Source organism: Paenibacillus sp. FSL M8-0334, from assembly GCF_038000405.1.
Classification (GTDB): Bacteria; Bacillota; Bacilli; order Paenibacillales; family Paenibacillaceae; genus Paenibacillus_AQ; species Paenibacillus_AQ campinasensis.
The window spans coordinates 1716691-1738716 of record NZ_JBBOCH010000002.1 but is presented as its reverse complement, the minus strand read 5'-3'; the positions used below and the strand labels follow the sequence as shown (position 1 = coordinate 1738716).

General features: G+C 53.0%; 16 protein-coding genes. 4 read left to right on the top strand and 12 right to left on the bottom strand.

What is annotated here, in order from left to right; all coding sequences use genetic code 11:
• Nucleotides 1-207 precede the first annotated feature (207 nt).
• Nucleotides 208-1392: a GntR family transcriptional regulator gene (locus MKX64_RS22015; protein WP_341037415.1), complete on the bottom strand. Its 1185-nt coding sequence runs from the start codon at nucleotides 1390-1392 to the stop codon at nucleotides 208-210.
• 419 nt (nucleotides 1393-1811) lie between these two features.
• Here MKX64_RS22015 and MKX64_RS22010 point away from each other — a divergent pair, with 419 nt between their 5' ends.
• Nucleotides 1812-3875 carry a GxGYxYP domain-containing protein gene (locus MKX64_RS22010; RefSeq protein WP_341037413.1) on the top strand — a complete coding sequence of 688 codons (2064 nt, stop codon included), beginning with the start codon at nucleotides 1812-1814 and terminating at the stop codon, nucleotides 3873-3875.
• 166 nt (nucleotides 3876-4041) lie between these two features.
• On the opposite strand, the gene MKX64_RS22005 is transcribed toward MKX64_RS22010, so the two are convergent.
• The 3 genes from MKX64_RS22005 to MKX64_RS21995 form a co-directional block, all read right to left on the bottom strand.
• Nucleotides 4042-4428: a rhodanese-like domain-containing protein gene (locus tag MKX64_RS22005; protein WP_095266077.1), complete on the bottom strand. Its 387-nt coding sequence runs from the start codon at nucleotides 4426-4428 to the stop codon at nucleotides 4042-4044.
• Nucleotides 4429-4540: 112 nt separating this feature from the next.
• A complete protein-coding gene (gene bioB, locus MKX64_RS22000) occupies nucleotides 4541-5542 on the bottom strand; it encodes a biotin synthase BioB (protein WP_155618180.1) in 1002 nt (333 codons plus the stop codon).
• A gap of 199 nt (nucleotides 5543-5741) precedes the next feature.
• Nucleotides 5742-7664: an LTA synthase family protein gene (locus tag MKX64_RS21995; protein WP_155618181.1), complete on the bottom strand. Its 1923-nt coding sequence runs from the start codon at nucleotides 7662-7664 to the stop codon at nucleotides 5742-5744.
• A 201-nt stretch (nucleotides 7665-7865) separates the two neighbouring features.
• On the opposite strand from MKX64_RS21995, the gene MKX64_RS21990 reads away from it, so the two are divergent.
• Nucleotides 7866-8780 (top strand): NAD-dependent epimerase/dehydratase family protein, encoded by a 915-nt coding sequence (locus tag MKX64_RS21990; protein ID WP_095266074.1) that lies wholly within the window; start codon nucleotides 7866-7868, stop codon nucleotides 8778-8780.
• A 403-nt stretch (nucleotides 8781-9183) separates the two neighbouring features.
• Here MKX64_RS21990 and MKX64_RS21985 read toward each other — a convergent pair whose 3' ends face one another.
• Entirely contained in the window at nucleotides 9184-10245 is a 1062-nt protein-coding gene (locus MKX64_RS21985; protein ID WP_095266073.1) for a glycosyltransferase family 4 protein, read from the bottom strand.
• A 13-nt stretch (nucleotides 10246-10258) separates the two neighbouring features.
• Entirely contained in the window at nucleotides 10259-10594 is a 336-nt protein-coding gene (locus MKX64_RS21980; RefSeq protein WP_155618183.1) for a hypothetical protein, read from the bottom strand.
• A gap of 193 nt (nucleotides 10595-10787) precedes the next feature.
• Here MKX64_RS21980 and MKX64_RS21975 point away from each other — a divergent pair, with 193 nt between their 5' ends.
• Nucleotides 10788-11411, top strand: a complete 624-nt coding sequence (locus MKX64_RS21975) for a DUF1796 family putative cysteine peptidase (protein WP_341037408.1) — start codon at nucleotides 10788-10790, stop codon at nucleotides 11409-11411.
• A 314-nt stretch (nucleotides 11412-11725) separates the two neighbouring features.
• On the opposite strand, the gene MKX64_RS21970 is transcribed toward MKX64_RS21975, so the two are convergent.
• Nucleotides 11726-13375: a cellulase family glycosylhydrolase gene (locus tag MKX64_RS21970; protein WP_341037406.1), complete on the bottom strand. Its 1650-nt coding sequence runs from the start codon at nucleotides 13373-13375 to the stop codon at nucleotides 11726-11728.
• A 427-nt stretch (nucleotides 13376-13802) separates the two neighbouring features.
• On the opposite strand from MKX64_RS21970, the gene MKX64_RS21965 reads away from it, so the two are divergent.
• Nucleotides 13803-14816, top strand: coding sequence for a LacI family DNA-binding transcriptional regulator (locus tag MKX64_RS21965; RefSeq protein ID WP_095266070.1), 1014 nt, complete (start codon nucleotides 13803-13805; stop codon nucleotides 14814-14816).
• Nucleotides 14817-14832: 16 nt separating this feature from the next.
• On the opposite strand, the gene hprK is transcribed toward MKX64_RS21965, so the two are convergent.
• From hprK to MKX64_RS21940, 5 genes are all read right to left on the bottom strand, one after another.
• Nucleotides 14833-15750, bottom strand: a complete 918-nt coding sequence (hprK, locus tag MKX64_RS21960) for an HPr(Ser) kinase/phosphatase (RefSeq protein WP_095266069.1) — start codon at nucleotides 15748-15750, stop codon at nucleotides 14833-14835.
• Nucleotides 15751-15943: 193 nt separating this feature from the next.
• Nucleotides 15944-17719, bottom strand: a complete 1776-nt coding sequence (locus MKX64_RS21955) for a glycoside hydrolase family 2 protein (protein ID WP_341037404.1) — start codon at nucleotides 17717-17719, stop codon at nucleotides 15944-15946.
• A gap of 82 nt (nucleotides 17720-17801) precedes the next feature.
• Complete coding sequence (locus tag MKX64_RS21950; RefSeq protein ID WP_341037403.1) at nucleotides 17802-20276, bottom strand: family 43 glycosylhydrolase; 2475 nt, start codon at nucleotides 20274-20276, stop codon at nucleotides 17802-17804.
• Nucleotides 20277-20281: 5 nt separating this feature from the next.
• A complete protein-coding gene (locus MKX64_RS21945) occupies nucleotides 20282-21118 on the bottom strand; it encodes a carbohydrate ABC transporter permease (protein WP_095266067.1) in 837 nt (278 codons plus the stop codon).
• Between the two features lie 12 nt (nucleotides 21119-21130).
• Nucleotides 21131-22024: a carbohydrate ABC transporter permease gene (locus tag MKX64_RS21940; protein ID WP_095266066.1), complete on the bottom strand. Its 894-nt coding sequence runs from the start codon at nucleotides 22022-22024 to the stop codon at nucleotides 21131-21133.
• Nucleotides 22025-22026 lie beyond the last annotated feature (2 nt).

Below are 22026 nucleotides of genomic sequence, written 5' to 3'. Positions count from 1 at the left end.
TTTGTATTCTCTCCCGTGTCTTTGCCTATGCAGTAAACGTCTCATAACTAGGTGTTGACGTTAACCATTCGTTTCCAGCACATATTCAACGACATGTCAAATGCTCCATCTGCTATAAAATATAATATACCGAATGAATATATTCAATATATTTTTACAAATAAAAAAGCCCTCCCGATCTGGATCGGGAAGGGATGTAAATCGTGATTATTCCGGCTCCTCCGGACGTGGCCCGCTCGTCTGCCGGATCACGAGCTTCGGTTCGCTGAGCATTTTGCTGTAACCCTTCATATCGCCGTGGCCGGACAGAACTTCCAGCAGCTTGCTTGCTGCCCGGAATCCCATATCCTTCTCATACTGATTCACATGAGTGAACATGCTGAATTCCTCCACAATGGAGGTCGGATCGTCAAAGCTGACAATCGACACATCCCTCGGCACCTCAAGTCCGGCCTGTTTGGCCATCTGGTATATCTGGACTCCGAGCCTGCCGTTCAGGGAAATATAAGCGGTCACCATTCGATTGCGGATGTAGCGATACAGCGGATGCGCCTCGGCATCCTTCAGCTCGGACAGCGGCTTGAAGTCGGTGATCATATGCGCGGGATTGATCAGCGCGCCTTTATCCTTGAGCGCTTCGATATAGCCTTCGATCCGCTCCTGGACAGTAACGGTCTGCAGCGGCGAATCCGAGCAGATGGCGATCTCCCGGTGCCCGAGCTCCCATAAATGGTCAACCGCCAGCTTCGCGCCCCGCCTTCCGTCAGATGCGATGTAATGGGTCTCCACGCCGGGCAAGTGCCGGTCAATCAGCACAAACGGAAATCCGGACAGCTTCATGCCGAGAATTTCCTCGTTGTAGTTCTCCTCGTCCACAGGGAAGATCAGCAGGCCTTCGGCACCGAGCGCCTTCAGCTCCTTGATAGCTTCCTTCTCCCTCGCCAGACTGCTGTAGGTCAGCATAATCATGCTCCGGTATCCCGCGGCAGCGAGAGCCATTTCAATACCGTTAATCAGCCGGATGGCAAAATAGTCCTGGATGTTCGGCATAATGATGCCGATGAGCTTCGTTCGCGCCAGTGAGCTTCGTTCCTCTCCGACCTTCACAGCCGTCGCGGTTGCTGAAGCCATCTGGCCGTTCGAGCGGCCTGCCGCGAGCATATCGGCGTCTTCGGTCACGAAACTGCCCTTGCCAGGGACCCGGGCGATCAGCTTCTCATTGGCCAGGCCGGTCAAGGCATTGGCCACCGTGATTTTGCTGACCTGGAACTGCTCCATCAATTCTTTTTCCGTCGGGATGCGGTCGCCAGGCTTTAAATTTTCCGTCTCGATAATGTGACGAATATATTCCTGGATTTGCTGATATAACGGAATTCGATCATTAGCACTCATTAAAATCACCAAATTATTCTTAATATTTGTAATATATAATATATCCTTCATTCGCTGATCGCAATATAAAGCGCGGACTCGTTGTCCTGCGGCTTAGCACAATGATCCCTTTTGATCAGGCTGCATCCGGAACCAAAGGGATCATCTTGCTAAGCGGATTGGGGCAAGGACAAACCCGAAACGGGAGCCGCTCCCCGTCTCATTCATGTCAAATGATGCGGAATGAACGCCCATTGTGCCAGCTTATAGGAAGTTTTGTCAAAGTCCTTGAAAAGATATATTTAAATATATTTAATATGTCTTGAACGGAGATGTGTCTATTGGCGATCACGAACAGGTATGCCAAGAAAGGAGGCTTTCGTAAGCAGAGGCGCGTTTGCCCGTTCCTATTATGAACTCACGCGAGGAGTGATAGCGTCATGGTTCGCAAATTTACAGCACTATGTCTGACTTTCCTGTGCACGTTCTCGTTAACTGCCGGAACGGCTGTAGGCTCAGCATCATCCTCAACCCCCGAGCCGGCCGCAAAACCGAATTGGCCGCCGAATCAGGAGCTTCCGACATTTAAATCTCCCAAAAAACTGGATGTCGCGGATGTATACGATGCGCCCGGCGATATCAAACTGCTGTTCGGAACGCTTCAAGGCATTGTGAACCGGAGCGAGCCGCGCATCTATCTGATCGAGAACCAGGAGGAAGGACGGTTTGCCTGGCTGAACGATCTGGACGTCCCTTATAAGGTGCATGACGATTACTGGAATATATTTGCCGCCTACAAACAGGAGGTCAAGGGCATCATTGTGTATGATCCGCAAGTGCCGGATACCATCAATGTCGCCACTACGCTGGCCGGGCTGAAGGATGCGGTCGTTGCGAGTCCCGAGCTAGCCCTCAAGCTGTCCTCCGCCCCCTACAACCTGAAAGTGCTTGAGGATTTGCGCGGAAAATTCAACAGCCGAATGAAAGCGTATACATGGCAGTTTGAGCATCTGTGGAACCAGACGACTCACCGGATGCTGATCGGCCTGTCGCCAGACACCTCCATCCGGATACCGCCGGGAATGCCGGCGTCCTTTGTGACGATTGCGGAGGAGAAGGAGCAGATTCGCGACGCCAGCAACCGCGCTGTCTACAATCTGGATCTTTCCGGTCAGCTTGGCGGGGAGCATGTTTATCTCCGCTTTGATGACGCCTTCCCTCAGGACGGCTGGGGTCCGGCCGTGCATCAAGTAACCGTCAAGGCGGACGGACAGGAGATCGCCCAATTCGTTGTGGGTACCTCGGATGAAGAATTGTATTTGTACGATCGGCATAACTCCAAGTTTCTGGAAGGGCATGGCGGACACCGGTTTGCGGATAACGGCAGCTATTTTGTATACGAATTCACCCCTCCTGCGGGAACGACACAGCTGATTGCCGAGGTGGACATGTGGAATCAGTATAAAGTTTCTGCAGGCCACATCCGTCCGCTTTCCTCGGAGAACAAAGAACCGTACGCCTATTTGCGCGACTACGCCGTTGCCAACAAGGCGATGGTCTTCTGGCTGGATTCGAACGTGCCGGAGCAGCAGGCGCTGTTCGAGCAAATCATGGCCGATGTCGAGCCGGGAACGCCTTATCTCGGATGGTTCAGCAATGATGTGGAAGGCGAGTTCAGCTCGGTTGAAATTGCGTCCAGGTACGGCGTATATGTGCTGGCCGCTGACTGGTTCAGCAATTTGACCGTCTTCTCCGGAACGAAGCCGAAGTACGCGCCGCTGAAGCCTGCAGCCGAGCCGAAGCTGGAGAACAAAATATATGTCACCTACGTCGTCACGGAAGGCGACAATTTCCAATACAATCAGCACCGCATGCGCGTCATGTGGGATGATCCAGCACGTGGCCAAGTGCCGATAAACTGGACATCCAGCCCGCTGCTTCATGAAGGCGCGCCGGCGCTGCTCAATTACTACCGCAGCACGGCTACGGAGAATGATTACCTCATCGCCGGACCGTCGGGTGCAGGGTATTTCTATCCGAACCCTTGGCCGGACGAAAGCTTTGCCGCCTTCCTGCGGGATACCGAGAAGTATATGAAGCGCACCGACATGACAATCCCGTACGTGCTGAACCGGATTGACAGTGAGAATGTGCCGCTCAGCCCGCAGAAAGCCGCCGCCTATGAGCAACAGTACAAGGCGCCGGGCATCTTCATCAGCTACGAAGACCGGTATGGAGTGGAAATTATCGGCAACAGCCTTCCGGCCTCGACCGTCCGTGGAATCAGCACCGCGCAGGACGGCATCCGGGTGCTGGAAGAAGCCAAGGCGCAATGGGACGGCAGTGAGCCGATGTTTATATCACTCGGTTTGCTTGCCTGGAGCATGATGCCTTCGGATGTGGTCGAACTGACCGATGCCTTGGGCGATGATTTCGTGGTCGTGCGCGCTGACCATTATTTCTCCCTGATCCGGCAAGCTTACGGTTTGCCTAAGGTCAAGTAGACCTGCCCTGTCAGTCTGACGGTCTGTGCTGCGTTCATACAGCTCATGGCCGATATAAAAAGGGAAGCCCCGGTGACCTTTCACCCGGAACTTCCCTTTTTGCCTGTTGCTTATTCTTGTTGCGCCTGCATCAGGTCCGTGTTAACGGCATGCCTGAAACACGCCTTCAGCCCAGTGTCGGTGTCTTGAAGGATGAACAGGATGTGCACTCCTCAACCAGAAATGCCAGCGAGGTGAAGCCTGCTTTCCGCAGTTTGCGGGCTGCGATGAAGCCGTCTGACCGCTTCGGTGTAACAATGACGATGTCATCCCCCGGTTTCAGCACCGTATCCCAAACATAAGGCAGTCGCCCCAATGAAATATTGATCATGTCGCACTTGGGATTGGCCATGAATTCGGAGACATCCCTGACGTCAACCAGCTTTAAATCCGGACGCTCGACTCTCGCCGCATGCAGTTCACTGCAATTCATCATACGCAAGCCAGGTACCGGCACATAGCGGCGATACACATAGACGGCTGCCACAGCCAGAACCGCCAAAGTAATCAGCATCACGGATTCCCCCAATAATCTGTATATAGTCTATACTACGCTTATTATCAAGATGGGTGAAAGTCCCTCCCGGCTATATACTAGGGTCATCCTCTCGAAATGTCAATATCGATTATAGCGCGCATTCCTCGATTTCGAATCCAAGATCTTCGATCATTTGCCAATCCGCATGCTGATCCTGACCGGCTGTCGTTAAGTAATCCCCGATAAAAATAGAATTGGCGGCATACAATCCGAGCGGCTGCAACGATCGGAGGTTCACCTCGCGTCCTCCGGCGATGCGGATTTCCTTATCAGGATTCACAAACCGCATCATCGCCAAAATCTTCAACGCCTTGACCGGCGTCAATTCGCGCCGCCCTTCAAGCGGCGTCCCGTCAATCGGATTCAAAAAATTGCACGGAATGGAATCCGCCCCGAGCCGTTTCAGCTCAAAGGCAATCTCCACCTGCTCCTCCTCCGTCTCCCCCATGCCGAATATCGCACCGGAGCAAGGCGACATGCCGGAAGCTGCAGCTTCTTTCACCGTCTCGACGCGGTCGTCATACGTGTGCGTTGTCGTAATTCGCCCGTAGTTATCTTTTGACGTATTCAGATTATGATTGTACCGGTGAACCCCAGCCTCAGCCAGCTGTCTGGCATGCTCTTCGCTCAGGAATCCGAGGCAGCAGCATACCTTCAAGTCGGTTGTCGCCCGGATCTCCTTGACTGCCTCAACCACATGCGCGATTTCGCGATGCGTCGGCCGGCGGCCGGAAGCTACAATGCAATACGTGCCTGCCTTGCGGCGAATGGATTCCCTTGCGCCCTCCAATATCTTGTCCTTGGTAAGCCAAGCATATTTATCGATAGGCGCCTCGGATCTGATCGACTGTGAGCAGTATCCGCAATCCTCTGGACAGAGCCCGGACTTGGCATTAACAATCATATTAAGCTTGACCTTGGTGCCAAAATACGTTTTGCGAATGTGAAAAGCGGCCTGCATCACCTGTAACAATTCATCATTCGGTGCTCGCATAATGCGCTGCGCCTCCTCTTTGCCCACCTCATAACCTTGAGTAACCCGCTCAGCCAGAGATAGCCAATCCACTGCGTTCCCTTTGATTATTGTCATATGTATCGCCATCCTCCCGTGCAAACTATATTTGTTAACCTCGAATTAGATTATTTAGGTTTACATTAGATTCAATATAGCACACGTCCACTGCGACAGCAATCGTTGCCGAGAGACTGCAACGATATATAAAGTCATAAAAAACCGCTCTGACCCGGCTATTTGCCGATCAGAGCGGTTTCGTGAACTTAATTGTATTTCAGGACTTGGAGGCGCGGTCTGGCAGCAGCTTTACATAATCATCCGACAGCTTCATCAGCTGCATAATATAGTCATAGTCGCTGCGATAAGGGCCAATGTCTTCCACTGGCTCCAGCGTGTCCAGCCTCACGGCTGTGCCATCCTCAAACCCGTCCCCTGGAACGAACATAATCTCGTTATTAAAGAACGATCCTGTCGGAAGGTAGTAACGCATGCCAACCACATTCCGGTCGATATTCAGCAAGTCCTGACCAAAGGCGGTCAATTGCTCATCCTCCAGCCGTATGCCCAGCAGATTAGCGATCGTTGGCAGCAGATCGACCTGACCGCCAACCTGATCAATGACCTGGCCGCCCTCGATGCCCGGCACATGCATGATCAGCGGAATATTGAAGCGGCTGATCCGCTCATGATAACGGATGCCAAGCACGGATGAAATCTGCTCGGGGCTCGCTTCTTTCTGATTGATGCCGAAGTGGTCGCCATAGACAACAAGCACCGTGTTGTCCCAGAGTCCGTTCTTCTTCAAGTCCTCAACGAGAACACCCAGCGCATAATCCGAATAGTTGACCGATTTCAGGTATTTGCCGAGATGTGTGCCTTCCAGCTCTTCAGGGAGCGCAATCTTCACAAATTCATCCTTCAAGGTGTAGGGTGAATGGTTGGAGACCGTGATCAGATTCGTATAAAAAGGCGTATTCTGCGCATGGAGCTCTTTTATCTTTCGCATGCCGACGCGGAACAGCTCCTCATCCGATGGACCGAAGTCATTAAAGTGATCATCCTGAAAATAGGGCTTGTCGTAGTATTGCTGGAATTGCAGTGCCGGATACAGCTTGCTCCGGTTCCAGAAGTTGATATCGTTGACATGAAACGTATTGGTTACATAACCAAGGCGATTGAGCAGGCGGGGCAGACTGGGCAGCTCCTTGTTGCCATAGCCTGTGGACATCGCAATCGTGCCGGTCGGGTAGATGGACGTATTCACCGCGAACTCCGCATCGGAAGTATTGCCCTGACCGATCTGCTGGAATATGTGAGGGAAGTACAGCCCCTCCTCAACTAGATGGTTCATGACAGGGGTCAGCTCTTGACCGTCAAGCGTAAGACCGATCGGAAATGTCTGCAAGGATTCCATCTGCACGACGAGCACATTTTTCCCTTCAGCTATGCCATAATAGGCCGGTGCCGCCCCCTTCTCGTCCCGGTAAGGATACTGATCCTGGAGCTGCTTCACTTGGGCGATCACCTCCTCGCGATTAGCCTTGGCGAGCATGCGGTTCTCTCGTTGGTTCCGGATTGCAGCCTCCACCTGATAATTCATGAAGCCCATTTGCTCCGCGCGGGCAATCTCATTCTCGATCCCCCAGGCGCCCCGCATGATCCAGCCCGACAGCAGAACGGTCACTACGAGCATCCCGGCCATCCCCGTTTTCCATACGAGACTGGATGTTCTCAGGCCCGAATAGCCGGGCGACAAACGGAACATTAGGCCCCTGCGGAATCGGGCCCGGAGCTTTCGAACCGTCCATACCGCTGCAATAACAATCACATCGGCAAAAAACAGAAAATGCGCCGGCCTGATCAAAGCCTGGACACTGCCTTTCACCTGATTGACCTGCCCTATCCCGGATAACGCCGTGTAGGTCGGAATCGAGCCGAAGTACACGTTGTACACCGCTGCGGCGAACAGCATCAATGAAAACAGAAGATTAAAGCACCAATAGATCGTCCGCTTCCCTTTATTCGGCAGCACCAGCTCCAGCAGGCTCAACACCGCCAGAATGGATAGAGCATCCGGCAGCACCCGCCCCCACATCATCCCGCCGAACAGAAAGCTCCGTAACAGGATAAGCTTCACCAGCAGCAGGATGAACACGCCGATAAACCACCGTATATGATCTTTCCGAAGTAATTCCATCCATGACTCCCTCTTTTTTGTAAACTCAATGTAAAAACGCAACCTCTATTATAGCAGTTTTGTATAGGGCGATCTAATCGCATCGAAATGTACGGTATATCGCAGCCCATTCCTTCGGCCCGGAGGGACAGCCGCTCATGCAATCCCCTTGTCCCTCACGTAAGATAGAGCATCCTATCTTAAGGCTGGAGGGTTATAGGCATGAAAATGGTAGTTACCGGTGGTGCCGGATTTATCGGCTCTCACCTGGTGGACGGCCTCGTGGCCCGAGGCTGCGAGGTCCATGTCATCGACAACCTTACAACCGGTGATCCAGGTCGCCTCCATTCCGAGGCGATTCTGCATGTAGCGGACGTAAACTCCCAACAGACGACAGATTATTTGGCGCTCTTAAAGCCCGATGTCGTGTTTCATCTGGCCGCCCAGGCGGACGTGCAGCGTTCGATTGCAGATCCTTACGAGGACGCCGATACCAACGTTTTGGGGACCATCAACATATTGGAGGCCTGCCGGAAATCCAAGATTCGCAAGATCGTGTTCGCGTCTACTTCAGGCGTATACGGAGATTTGGAAAAAGAGCAGCTGACCGAGGATGACCCGCTCTCCCCGATTTCGTATTACGCCTTGTCCAAAATGGTTGGCGAGCAGTATATACGTCTCTACAGCCGCTATTTCGGGCTAGAGTATACGATATTGCGATATGGCAACGTATACGGCCCCGGGCAAACGGCCAAGGGCGAAGGCGGGGTCGTTGCGGTATTCGGGGATCGGCTGAAACGCTCGGAACCGTTCACGGTATATGGGGACGGTAATCAGACCCGGGACTTTATTTTTGTCAAAGATGTGGTAGAAGCCAATCTCGCGTCGATTGACCAAGGAAACGGACAGACGCTTCATGTCAGCACGGGCCGCAGAAGCAGCATCAACGAACTGGTATCGCAGCTAACCGCCCTGCATCCGGAGCCGGTTGACGTCCGGTACTTACCGCCCAAGCAAGGCGACATCCTGCACAGCTGTTTGAATAACGACAGAACGAAGGCGGTGCTGGGCTGGGACGCGGAAACTTCGCTTGCCGAAGGAATTGCAAAGACGTATCGCAGCTGGTTTCAAGCCTAGCTGATTCCAGCGACGGGGCTGTTCCTTACGGGACAGCCCCGTCGTTGTTTGCAGCAACGCGTATACAAGTCCGGCAACACCTGCGCACAGCTGCTCTCTTCGAGAAATATAGCAACGTGTGGCCAATTTTTCGAGTTGCCGGATTTCCTTGGTTTCGTGAGCTTTGTCAATCTGTACAATCTTCTTGGGCGTCCTGGTGTTCTAGTAGTGTTTCCAAAAATCCGGACGAACGAACCCCGACTCCGCCATAACAGAGCCGCGACACTTATCGCCTTATTAGGGCAGCTGGTGATCAGCTGCGCATGGCGGCTTGTCCAGGAAGCCAGAGCGGAAGCTCTGCCAAACGGTGCAAGGCTGACCCTGTTGCTCATGGAGTCAGCCTCATGGATGCGGATATTTTCCGTTACACCGAATGGATCATGTTGGCGAAATTAGCAGCATACACGTGCGGATTGAAGGCTTGCTGCACATGCTGCATCGCACCGGCACGGATCTGCTCGCGCAGCGCAGCGTTATGCATCAGCTCAAGCCCTTCCTGCACCGCATGCTGTATATTCCCGAGCGTATAGAACTTGCCGGTGGCATTATGATAAACAGAGGTCGATACGCCGTCCGAATCGGTAGTGAGCACCGGACAGCGGCAGCTCATCGCCTCCAGCACCGCGTACGGGGCTCCCTCCACCTTGGAGGTGGAGCATAGAAAACCGCCGGAATCACCGATGACGGAAAAATAATACGGCATTTCGCCATTAGGCACATTCGCTCTTACCGTCAGCCGGTCCTGAAGACCGAGCTCGGCAATCAATTGCTGGAACTGTTCACGTTCGGCCGGAACGCTCAGATGGTTGTCCTCAAACATCCACATTCGCAGGTTAGGCACATGTTGACTTAATTGGTGGCCGATGTGCAGAAACTCGCGCCAATTTTTGTTGTCCTCGATTCTGCCCAGCCAGGCGATGACCGGATATTCCGGATGGATGTACGAGTTATACGTGAAGTACGTCGTATCAAAACAGTTGTTGAAATTGAATTGGGGCTTATGCGGATACAGTTCCTGAAACAAAGCAGCAATATGCGGCGTATTCGGATTCAGCAAGGCCGAGGCATACTGGTTGATGTACGGCATGGCTGCCGTCAGCTGCGCCCGGGCCACCTCCTTCGGCCCGTAACCCTGGATCTCTAGCACAAACTTCCCCTTGAATCCGAGCATGCTGAAACGGGCGAAGCTCGCATGGTCTGTCGTCACCACGATGGCATCATACTGGTTTGAATCGAGAATATGCTTGATCTCAATGTCATTGCGGCTGATATAGACCGGAAAATCAACGGAATTCTGGATTCCCGCTCCCCATCCGTAATAGAGGCAATGCCCTTCGATGCCAGCCAGACGAAGCGCGCGGCAGCGTTGCCTGTTCAGGGTTTCGACACCACCGCTTGGCACATAGTACACAAACAGCACTTTCATGATGTTCCCCCCTTTATTCGATAATGCTGAAATTCGGATTGGAGAAGACTGCGACCAGCTGCCCCTGGTTTTTGGCTTGGACCGTAATGACCGTGGAGTGCGAGTAGTTAATGTTGGTGACCAGCAGCAGACTGAAGCTCAGATTGTGATTGGCCACCTCCGGAATAACAACGGTTGCTCCGACACCGACATGAGTCAAGCTGACATAATAGACACCGTAAGGATTATAACCGTGAATCAGAACGTCAAAGGGGTCTGGCCCCGCATTCGTAATCGTGATATCAACAGATTGAATGTATCTGGAATCGATGACTCCATGTTCAACCGCATCCAATCGAAATATGGACATTGAATTCCCCCCTGGTCATCACTTAATGATTACTATCAGGGTATGTACCGCATATGGCATGTGTAAGGGCATATCAACCCGGCCAATATCCATTTGTGCGGTAGCGCTGGCATGTTAGTCCACGCCTCTTCGCGCCTTTCGGCATTCAATAGAATATAACTTCACTGCCAAGAAAGGATCAGGTGAGAGTGCGATGAACCTTGCGGATCTTAAGGTTCCTTACAACGCCATTTTCAGCCTAGGGAACAACTGTATTCCCGCTATTCAGCTTCGCAAGAACGGACTGCGCAGGTTCGCGGGCCCGCTGGACTGGATGGGCACGCCATTTCTGCCTCAGGTGATTAGACTGCTGCAAAACCGGTTTGTCGGGTATCTTGACTATACGAAACTGCAAGTCGTCGATCAGGTAAGCTCGGAGCTGTACAACGTTCGGGATCAGGAATACGATCTGTTCATGAATCACGACTTCCATGTCAATGCCGATTACCCTCCATACAAGCTCAGCTATCCTGCCGTGAAAACGAAGTATGACCGCCGCGTCGACCGCTTTCTTCTGACCCTGCAGCAGCCCGGCCGGTATTTGTTTATCCGGACCGACTCGGACATTCTGCATGTCAGGGAACTGGTGGAGGTGCTGCGCGGTCTTGTGGTCGGCGAGTTCCGGGTGCTGCTCGTGAATCATATGCCCGTCCCTGAACTGACATGGGTGGAGAGCGGCATGAATGAAGTATGCTGGCTGCATATGCCGAATCAGGAAATCTGGGAGGGCAATAACTACCGCTGGTCCTTTATTTTCCAGGGCATGTCGCTCGCATGAGCGGCACTGTGGTGTTGAAGACCGACCGTTCATCGGTTTAACACGCGCAGGGGATCCACCATTCGCCGGTTCTTTCACAACATCGTTAATCGTTAAGGAATGTCTGGAGCTGGCAAAGGGCCACATGTGGTAACCCTATGAGCGATCGACCGCCGCCTTGCAGCGTCCCGCAGAACAACGCCCCGGTCAATCCTGACGGGCAGGAATGACCGGGGCTTCTTGTTACCGCTCTTATTCAGACTCTGAATTCAGGGCTACGTTCAGGACTTACGTTCGGAGCTTACAAGCTTACGCTTCTGTAGGTTCCATTCCGATTAGTGCGAAGGTGCGATGAAGAATGTCTCCCATGCGCCGCCTACCGAGTCTCGGTTCGCATACAGCACGCCGTCTCTGTCCAGGTCTGCGGTGACATATTTTCCGTTCGCTACAGACTTCAGCGCATAGAGTCCGCTGCTGATCTGCTCGCGGGTAAACTTCTCCCAGGTCGAGGCATAGGTGGCCGAGGCAATGAGTCGTCCGCCATTGTTCAGATCAGCCTGCACAAACTTGTTGTTGCTCATCGACAGAAGCGATACCGTTCCATCCGCATGCTCGATGATCTTGAACCGTTCCCAATCCCCGTCCGTGTCGCGGTTGGCCACAAGCGGCGCAGCCCCGGCATTCTCGGCGCTGACAAACTTGCCATTGGCATTGGCTTTCAGGCTGGACCAGCCTACCGTAACCGGAGCGGTGCCGGTATGTCTTCTCACCACATTCAGAAACGCCGTGTTGCTGGCAAAATGGTTTGTGGTGAAGCGCGTCCATTTGGCTGCGATTGTATCGGCGCTGTCGGTATTCAGGTTCGGAGCCGGATTATTGTTATTATTGAAATAGCCCCAGTTGCCGCCGCCCTTAACCTTGTAACTCCAGTTCGTCCAGGAGGCGTTCAGGTTATTCAGGCCGGACAACCATTTCTCCGTCAAATCATGCTGACCGAAAGAGAATTCGCCGGCAAATACAGGCACGTTCCAATTTTTCTGATGTGTCGCCAGGTCTCTCAGCCAACGATCAATCTCCTGGTTTGTCATCTCCCAGTTGTTATAGTCGGTGAACTGGTAGTGATGCGTCTGGTACATCACATTTTGCCAGCCGTACGTGCTCGGCGGATAAGCGGCAAACCAGTCGTGGAAGGCTGCAATAATGATCATGTGATCAGGGTCCTTGGCGCGAACAGCCCGGTACATCCGGTCATAGAACTCCATCTTCTGCCGGATCTGCGTCGAGTTCTCCCCTGCCCCCATCGAGACGAGCGGTTCATTCAGAAGATCGTAGGCTGCTACGGTCGGATTGCCTCTGTAGCGTGTGGCGATACGCTCCCAAATCTGGATGGTCCAGTTCTGGTAGGTGGAATTGGTCCACAGCTCATTGGCATTTTCCCGTCCGCAGGAATGCCATGGACAGGCTGCGCCAGGGGCTCCGTGAAGATCCAGAATGACATACAGATTGCGCTGTCCAGCTTCCGCGATCAGCCAATCCAGCTTGCGGAAAGATACCGAATCGGGTTTCATCACGCCGTTTGTATTCATGAAATCCTCCCAGTAGAGAGGAACCCGAACCACGTTCATGCCCCAATTCCGGATATTGTCGAGGTCACTCGCCTGAATCCAGTGATCCTGATATACATTAATCAGCGACTGTGCGCCGGCTTCGCCAAAACGATGGATCAGCGTTCTCCGCAGCGTGTATTCGTCCACCGCTCCGGACGGCGTCATCCATTCCTCCTGCAGCAGCCATCCCCCAAGGTTCGTGCCGCGCAGGTTGACAATGCTGCCATTGCCTGAATTGTTTCGCACAACGGTTCCGTTTGCCTTCAGAAAATCGCCGGGCCCAAAAGCAGCATCGGCTGTCGGCGCACCGATAACTGAGGCAAACAGACCTAGCAGCAGGCTGGTACATAACAGAATGATTTTGCTTTTCTTGAACACAATAACGCCTCCCCAATATGAAAGATCGAATTCGCTTGAAGACTGACCCTGCTGCTTGATGAATGATAACACCCGGAAAACCAGGACGTTACAGGACAACGCTTCCCGCCCTCCTGAAAACCCCAAAGACGGTTTTCGTATACCGATGATGAAATCGATTTCATTTCAAAGCAATGTTGGAAATCGGATTTCTCCTCATTGGGAAAGAATTGACGCTAACCCAAATGTGAAATCGATTTCATAAATCAGAAGCCTTGCGAATCATCACACTTACATCCTCCCGTGATCCCCTCCTTTCTTCCATCGATTCATACATCGACGTTATGCAAGATTGCGCTTCTGCTTATTTCTCTTGTTGTAATCGTTTTCAATTCACATTATAATAGAATTACAATAATTGTCAATCATGGGTTTGGAGATGTGAACGATGGATGTCAAAATCGTGGATGTGGCCATGATCGCCGGTGTCTCCCCTGCTACCGTCTCGCGTGTGCTGAATCATACCAGCAAGGTCAGTGCCCGCACCCGGGATAAAGTGATGCGGGCCATTGAAGAGCTGGGCTATCACCCGAATGCCGCAGCCAAAAATTTGCGTTCCCAGAGAACGATGACCATTGGCGTCATTGTTCCGGATATCAATAATTCCTATTTCGCCGAGATTATCAAGGGCATAGAGAATATCGCCTACGCTCAGCATTACAAAATCATTATCTGTGATACGCAAAACCAGAAGGAACGTGAGGCGGAATATCTGAACCTGCTGCTGGACCGGACAATCGACGGCGCTATCATCCTCACCCCGCTGGTCGAGGATCAAGAGCTGATCGAGCTCGCCGATAAAGGATACCGCCTTGGCGTCGTGGGCAAATATGTCAAGCATGATCAGGTTCCTTGCATTTATACGGATAATGTGAAATTTTCGCAGGAAGTAGTGCAGCACCTGGTTGATCAGGGCCACCGGGATATTGTGTTCTTGAGCGGTTATGCCGATGCAGTGGACAGCTACGAGCGCCTGGAAGGTTATCTGAAGGCGCTGCGCAGCCATCACATTCCGTTCCGGCCGGAGCTGGTCGAGAACGGAAACTTTAACGAACAAGGCGGGTATGAAGCGATGAAGCGGCTGTTCGAGAAGCGGCTGTCTTTTACGGCTGTCTATGCGGCCAATGACGAGATGGCGCTGGGTGTATACCAGGCTTGTGCCGAATACGGCATGCGCATTCCGGATCAGCTGGCCGTTGTCGGGGTGGATAATAATCGGATCAGCCGCTACATTCAGCCAACTTTAAGCTCAGTGGATCAGCCGAAATATACGATGGGTGCTATTTTGGCCGAGAAGCTGATTGATATGATGAATCACAATGAGTTCGCTCACCAGCGAGTATTCAGGATCGACTCCACCCTGCTCATCCGGGAATCCTCGGCCTATCAGCGCAAGAGCTGAGAAACATAACGCCTACCTATGACTGCATTTCATTCTGGATGCGGCTCATGAAGTCTTCCGCCGCACTGTAGCCGAGCTGTTTCAGGTACCAATTGTTGGCGGCCGCCTCGATCAGACCGGCTACATCCCGCCCAGGCTGAAGCTGGACTTCAAGATGCGGTATCTGAATGCCTAAATATTCGGTGAACTGAGGCACGACCTCCAGCTCGTTGTTCAGCGCATTCTCCCGCCATGGAGACAGCTCGATATCGAGCACGATGCGAGTCTCGTCCTGGAACGCGGTGCGCCCGTATTGACGCACCACATTGATCAGACCGACGCTTCGCAGCGCCAGGAACTCACGGGACGTCTGATTATGGGTGCCAAGCAGCGTCGTCGGCCCCAGCTTTTTAAGCACAACAATATCGTCAGCTACGAAGCGATGCCCTTTTCGAATCAGCGTATGCGCGGTTTCACTTTTGCCAATGCCGGACTTCCCCCGAAGCAAAATCCCGATTCCCGCTACGTTCACGCACACGCCGTGAATCGACATCTCCGGGGCGAGCGCCTTCACTAAATATCCGTCCAGCTTGGCGATAAACTCCGTCGTTGTCTCGGCTGTCCGCAGCAGCGGAATGCCTTCCTGTTCACAGAACAGCGTCAGATAGTGAATCTCCTCCTGGCCTGTCGTAACAATGAAGCAGGGCGGATGATATTTCACAATATTGCCGATATGCAGCTTGCGCTCCTCCACGCTTCTGGTCAGCAAATAGTTGATTTCCTTCCGTCCAAGCACCTGCACTCGCTCCATGGGAAAAAAATCAAAGTATCCGACAAACTCCAGGCCCGGTCTGTGCGACCTCGGACGGGTAATGATCCGGTCCAGACGATCGGCGCCAGTGAGCACCTCCAGTTGAAAAGTATCCTTTATGTTCTGAACGGTAATGGACTTCATGCGTCTCCCCCTCTGCGGCATATTTTAACTTTTATATTTACATAATTGTGTTTCCAATACAAATACGAGCCGGAGGCGAACCTGGTTACGCCATCATAAATGACAAAAGAAGCGGGGGATCATTCCCCGCTTCCCGGTTCGCTGCTGCAGCTGATCATCTGGCCCTTTGCGGCGCAGACATGCTGGACACGTGCTATTTTTTCAGGTTGATGCTGCGAATCGCTTCCATATTCACCTTCGGCTGGCGATCAATCGTCAGCAAGCCGTTCACTTCCTGCTGCACATCGGTAATTTGGGTATAGCAGAACCCGCATACGTAAGGCAAATCTTTAATCGCTTGCGTCACCCCTTCATACCGCTTCAGGAATTCCTCTTCGGTTCGCACCTGATTGCCATAACCCCAGCCCTCTTCGCTCGTAAAGGCGATGCCGCCATATTCGCTGATGAGAACCGGCTGACCGCGATAGCCATATCCTTGCGCGAACGGATAACGATTCTTATTATGAGCAAAGTCGTTGCTTAGGAGCGCCTCTTTGTCCTGATAGCGTTCGGCCAGATCGGCACCAAGCTCTTCATAATCATGAAGCGTAATAATATCCGAGATCGTATGCTCCCACCCGTCATTGACGATAACCGGGCGCATCTGGTCAAATGCTTTCGTCAGATGATAGATCGACTCTGTAAACTGCTGCTGCTTGCGGTTGGTGGCAATATCCGACACCCCCCACGACTCATTGAAAGGCACCCATGTGATGATGGAAGGGTGATTGTAATGCTGGCGGACCACCTCCATCCACTCTTTGGTGAAGCGCTCGACGGCATCGTCACCGAATTCAAAGGTCGATGGCATCTCCGACCATACGAGCAGCCCTTTACGGTCGCACCAATATAAGTAACGGGGATCCTCCAGCTTCTGATGCTTGCGTACTCCGTTAAATCCGAGCGCCAGCGTCTTGTCGATATCCTCCAGAATCGCTTCCTCAGATGGAGGTGTCAGATGCGTGTCTTCCCAGTACCCTTGGTCGAGCAGCAGCCGCTGATAGATTGGGGAATGATTCAGGATCACCTGATTCCCGGCAATGCGGATGTTCCGCATGCCAAAATAGGAATACACCGTGTCGATCGGCTGTCCATCCTTCTTCAGGATCATCTCGACGTCATATAGAGCCGGGTGGTTCGGATGCCATGGTCTGATCTTCCACTCGCCCACGGCTTCATTCACGACACTCACATCAACGGCTACGGTTCCGCGCTCCACATTCGTCTCGATGGAACGGATCAGCTTGCCGTCAAAGCGGACCGTTGTCTGAAGCGACAAACCGTCAACATCCGCACTCCCAAAGCCACCCAATTCGTAAATGAAATTGGCGGATCCGCGTTCCAGTTCGGGCGTAATTTTCACGCGGCTGATATGAACCGGATGCACGAACTCCATCCACACCGTCTGCCAGATCCCGGTCGTCTGCACATACCAGCAGCCAAAGCTGTTCGGCGTCCAGCGCTGCTTGCCCCGCGGCTGCGTACAGCTGTTGCTGTCTGTGGCACGAACCGTAATCCGGTTCTCCCCGCCAAGCTTGACCGCTTCTGTAATATCAAACGAAAAGGCTGCATATCCGCCCTCATGATTTCCGATATGGCGGCCGTTCACCCATAGCGTTGTCTCGTAATCAACCGCCTGAAAGTGAAGGATGACCCGCTTGCCCGCCGCCTCTGCAGGGACGGACACGGACCGTTCATACCATACGCATGGATGGAATGATTCATCGCCGATGCCGCTCGCCTTGGTCTCGTAGGTGAACGGAACCGTAATTTTCCGGTCTGCCTGCAGTCCTTCGTACCATCTGCCGAGCTGTCCCTCCTGGCTGTCATCAAACCGGAAATCCCATTGGCCGTTCAGGTTCTCCCATTGCTCACGCACCAGTTGAGGTCTGGGATAATCTTTTATATATTTGTGCGAATTTGTAGTCATCGTCTTCCACTCTCCATCTTTTTTATTTGTTGAACGATTGATGTACTGCATGCGCTTCTGCATGTGTTCACCATTCGCGCAGTTACTTCGTTTTTACGGACTCCACATCGATATCTCCAAGCTTGATCTGCTCGGCATGAACCGAACGGATGCCAACCCGTCCTTGCAAGAATGCTGCGGCATCCCGGAAGGTCATCACCGGCTCCGTTTCATCTTGGACATAGACCCGGATTGAGTCCCCGATAGCCTCAATCTGCAAGCGGACAGGCTCTCCGGCAGGAAAGGAAGTCTTGACGCTGTGCAGCAGCTCGGAATCGTACTGATGTTTGTACAGCTCCAGCTTCGTTGCGCTCACGGCTAGGAAGTATCCCATTAGGGAATCGCTGACCTGATCCCGGAACTCCGATTCATGGCTCACCCGGAACAGAACCCCTGCCTGCCCGGCAGGATCATCACCCAGCGTCACCGTGGTCCGGATGCGGTAATCAGTCCACAGATGGCTTCCTCCGTACATTTTCACATCGCCATCCTGGGCGCCGATATAGCCGTCACCTGTCTCAAGCCATGTGCCATGGACATCCTCTGCGCCAGCTTGCTCCAGCAGCCGTTCATGCTTGAACGGTTGATCATCGATGCGCTCAACATTCATCGTCTTCCACTCCAGCTGGCCGCTATTCAGCTGCACTGTAATGGTGTGCAAGCCTTGTTCCAGCTCCAGTGTTCCGGCCCGGATCTTCGCCCAGGATTCGCCTTCAGAGAAATGACGGCTGTCCACCGTATAGGTTCCGGCTTTCCGGTCATCAACCTGCACCTGGATGGATGAAGGCTGCTCCGCTGCCCTAACTGTCAGATCCAGCGCATACTTGCCGGTCTCTGACACGTTCACGGCATATCGCAGCCAGTCGCCTTTATGCGACAGCGTGGCTGCATAGCTGCCATCCTCCGCAAGGGTAATCGTTGTGCCATCCGAACGGCGCCACTGGCTGGTCGCTGATGGTTCACGGACCGAGAACCCTCTGTTCTCTCCGCTTAAGTAATGAACCGCTTCAATGCTGCCCGGAAGAGGCTTCACTGTTTCGAAGTCGCTGCTGCCGGAGGCGACATTGGAGAAAGCCGTATAGGACAAGCCCGGCTCGCCTTGCGCGTACTGATACCCGATTTTGCCTGGGCCAAAACCTGAGGCCTCCGCCGATTCATCCAGCTTCAGCAGCCCGTCCACATAGATCCGCAGCTGTTCTTCTCCTCGTTCCACGCGAATCGTATGCAGCTTCGTCCAGTCCATGTCCTCAGGAAGCTCTGACGTAGCCAGCGTGCTGCGATGGCCGGCCTCCACTCGGCCTATGGACACAAGATTGTGCTGCGGATCAAGCGCAACGAATCCGTAATGCAGCTCATCCTCATAGGCGAATAGCATGTCTACTGGCGCCGTGAGTGGCGTCAGATTATATTCCGCTGTGTAGATCTGCTCCGTACTCACCTTGCTCACGATCATCGTTTTGTCGCTTGACGCCACCTGTTCCCACACGCTCGAATCGGGAGCGCCCTCATTCAGCCTGCCGGCAAAGTCAGGCCCCTTTGGTACAGGATGTGCATAGTTGGTTGGGCCAAGAACCTCCATCTTGTCGCCATTGAATACGAGCCTATCTATGTTCATGCGGCGCACCGGCGGGCCTTCCTGAGATCTTCCGATCAAGTTATGGTACACAAGATAATAAGAGTCCAGATCCGGCCCCATCACAGTAGAGCTGTGTCCGAGTCCGTAGAAATCGTCCGTCGTGCTGATCACGAGCGGGTTGTTGGACGGGGCTGTGTAGGGTCCGAGCGGCGAATCATGGGCGATCGCGTAGTGAATGCGATAGCCTTTGCTGAACACATGATTACCCGTATAGGTTAAGAAATACGTGCCGCCGCGCTTGATGATCATCGAGCCTTCCGTCCAGTGGCCCAGATAGACCCCAGGAAGTGTAACACCGACGCCAAAATCTGCCGGGCCATTCATCGGTACACCGACAATACCGGAGGATCCAGCATGCGTGAACAACCAGCTGCCGTCATCGTCAATGAAGACCGAGCCGTCAATGCTCATACCGACATTGTCCGTGATTCGCTCAAACGGTCCCGTCGGCGATTCGCTGCGAAATACATAATGTCCCTGCCCGGCTGGGGAGGTGTACAGATAGAACCATCCATTCCAATAGTTGACCTCCGGCGCATAGGCCCCGGTGGACACCGGATCCTCCGTTACCATCCCCGCATAAGTCCAGTCGATCAGATTATCGGACACCCACGCCTTGATGCCAGTCCGGTGATCCTTCGTGCTGACATACAGATAGTAGCGGCCGTCATGCCGCAGCACATACGGGTCGCCGTTGCCATAATCCTCCCATTCTTCCTCTAAGGATGGAAAAGGATTGGCATACATTTCACGATAATTGTCCATATTCACCGCCTCCGGTTTCGCGCTTGAATCACATCCTGACAATGCGAGCGCTGCTGCTAATCCCAATGTTCCGAGACTGCGCATAAACGGCTTCCGTCTCGCCTTGCTGATCTGCATCCGCCTCACCCCTTGATTCCGCTGATCGCCATCGATTCAATAAAGTATCTTTGGCAGAAGAAGAACACCACGATCACCGGCAGCATCGCGATGACGGCCGCTGCCATAATCATCGGATAATCCGACTGGCCGATGTACATCGCCTGCATGGAGGCGATCAATACCTGTATCGTCTGCTTCTCCGGCGTATGCAAGTAGATGAGCGGACCGAGAAAATCGTTCCAGATGCCCATAAATCCGAGGGCTGCCTGAGCGGCAAGCGCCGGCTTCATCGTCGGCAGCGCGATTTTGAAGAAGATGCCCGGGAAGCTGCAGCCGTCGATCTTGGCCGCCTCGATCAATTCCGTAGGCAGCGCGCTCTGTAAATACTGCCGGATGAAGAAGATGACAACGATATTGCCGAACAGTCCCGGCACGATCAGCGGCAGCAGCGTATCCACCCAATCGAGCCTGGAGAAGCCGATATATTGCGGAATCATGACTACCGAATACGGAATCATCATCGTTCCGAGCAGCCCTAGAAACAGCACGCCTTTGTAAGGAAATTCGAATTTTCCGAACGCATAGGCAGCCATGGCCGAGACGAGCATGCCGACGGTCAGGACAATGACAACGATGATCAGACTGTTCATGAAGCCGTATAGCAGCGGCGATTCCAACCAGACGCGCTCATAGTTGCTGAACGTGATCGGATCAGGAATCCACTGCGGAGGAATTTCAAATACATTCCGCCGATCCTTCAATGAAGTCGAGATGGTCCAAATAAACGGCGCAATCATAAAAATTGAACCGAACAAAAGCAGCAGCAGCGACCAGAGGTCCTTCCATTGTTCCCGTTTCACAAGATCACCCCCCTAGTCCTGGTAAACCCATCGGTTCGAAAGCTTGAATTGAATCAGTGTCACGACAAAGATCAGCAGACCGAGCACCCAGGCCACCGAGCTGGCATAGCCCATGTTGAAGTATTTAAAGGCGTGCTGGAAAATGTAATACACAACGGTCGCGCCGCTGTACTCCGGTCCGCCGTCCACCGCCAATACGTAAATTTGGCTGAACGACTGGAACGCTCCGATGATCCCCATCACAATTACAAAAAAATGAATCGGCGTCAGCAGCGGGATCGTAATCCGCGTCAGCTTGTGCCAGGCTCCGGCGCCATCGATTTCCGCAGCTTCATAGTACGTCGACGAGATCGATTGGAGACCTGCAAGATACAGCACCATGTTGCCTCCGATACCGCCCCACAGCCCGATTAGAATAAGCGAAGGCTTCACCCACTCCGGCTTGCCCAGCCAGTTCGGACCCGTAATGCCGAACGTTTCCCATAAGAAGTTGTTCAGCAGGCCGTAATCCTGATTCAGAATCCACTGCCACAGCAAGGATACGGCAATAATGGGCGAGATGACCGGCAAATAGTAGATAGTGCGCATGAACGAGATGCCTGCAAATTTGCGGTTCATCAAGATGGCCAGCAGCAGCGACAAGACCATGCCGATCGGAATGCCGATCATCAGGTAAATGGTGTTGTACATGGATTTGTACACTTTTTCATCGCCAAGAAGCTCCTTGAAGTTCGCGAACCCCACCCACTGTGGATCAGACAGCATATCCCATTTATGAAAGCTGATATAGATTGAGAACAAGATCGGCACCAGACCGAACAATAGAAAACCGAGAACAGGCGGGGCGACGAATAAGTACAGCCACACCCGTTCCTTTCTGCGATAACCGCTAAGCTTCATTCCCATAT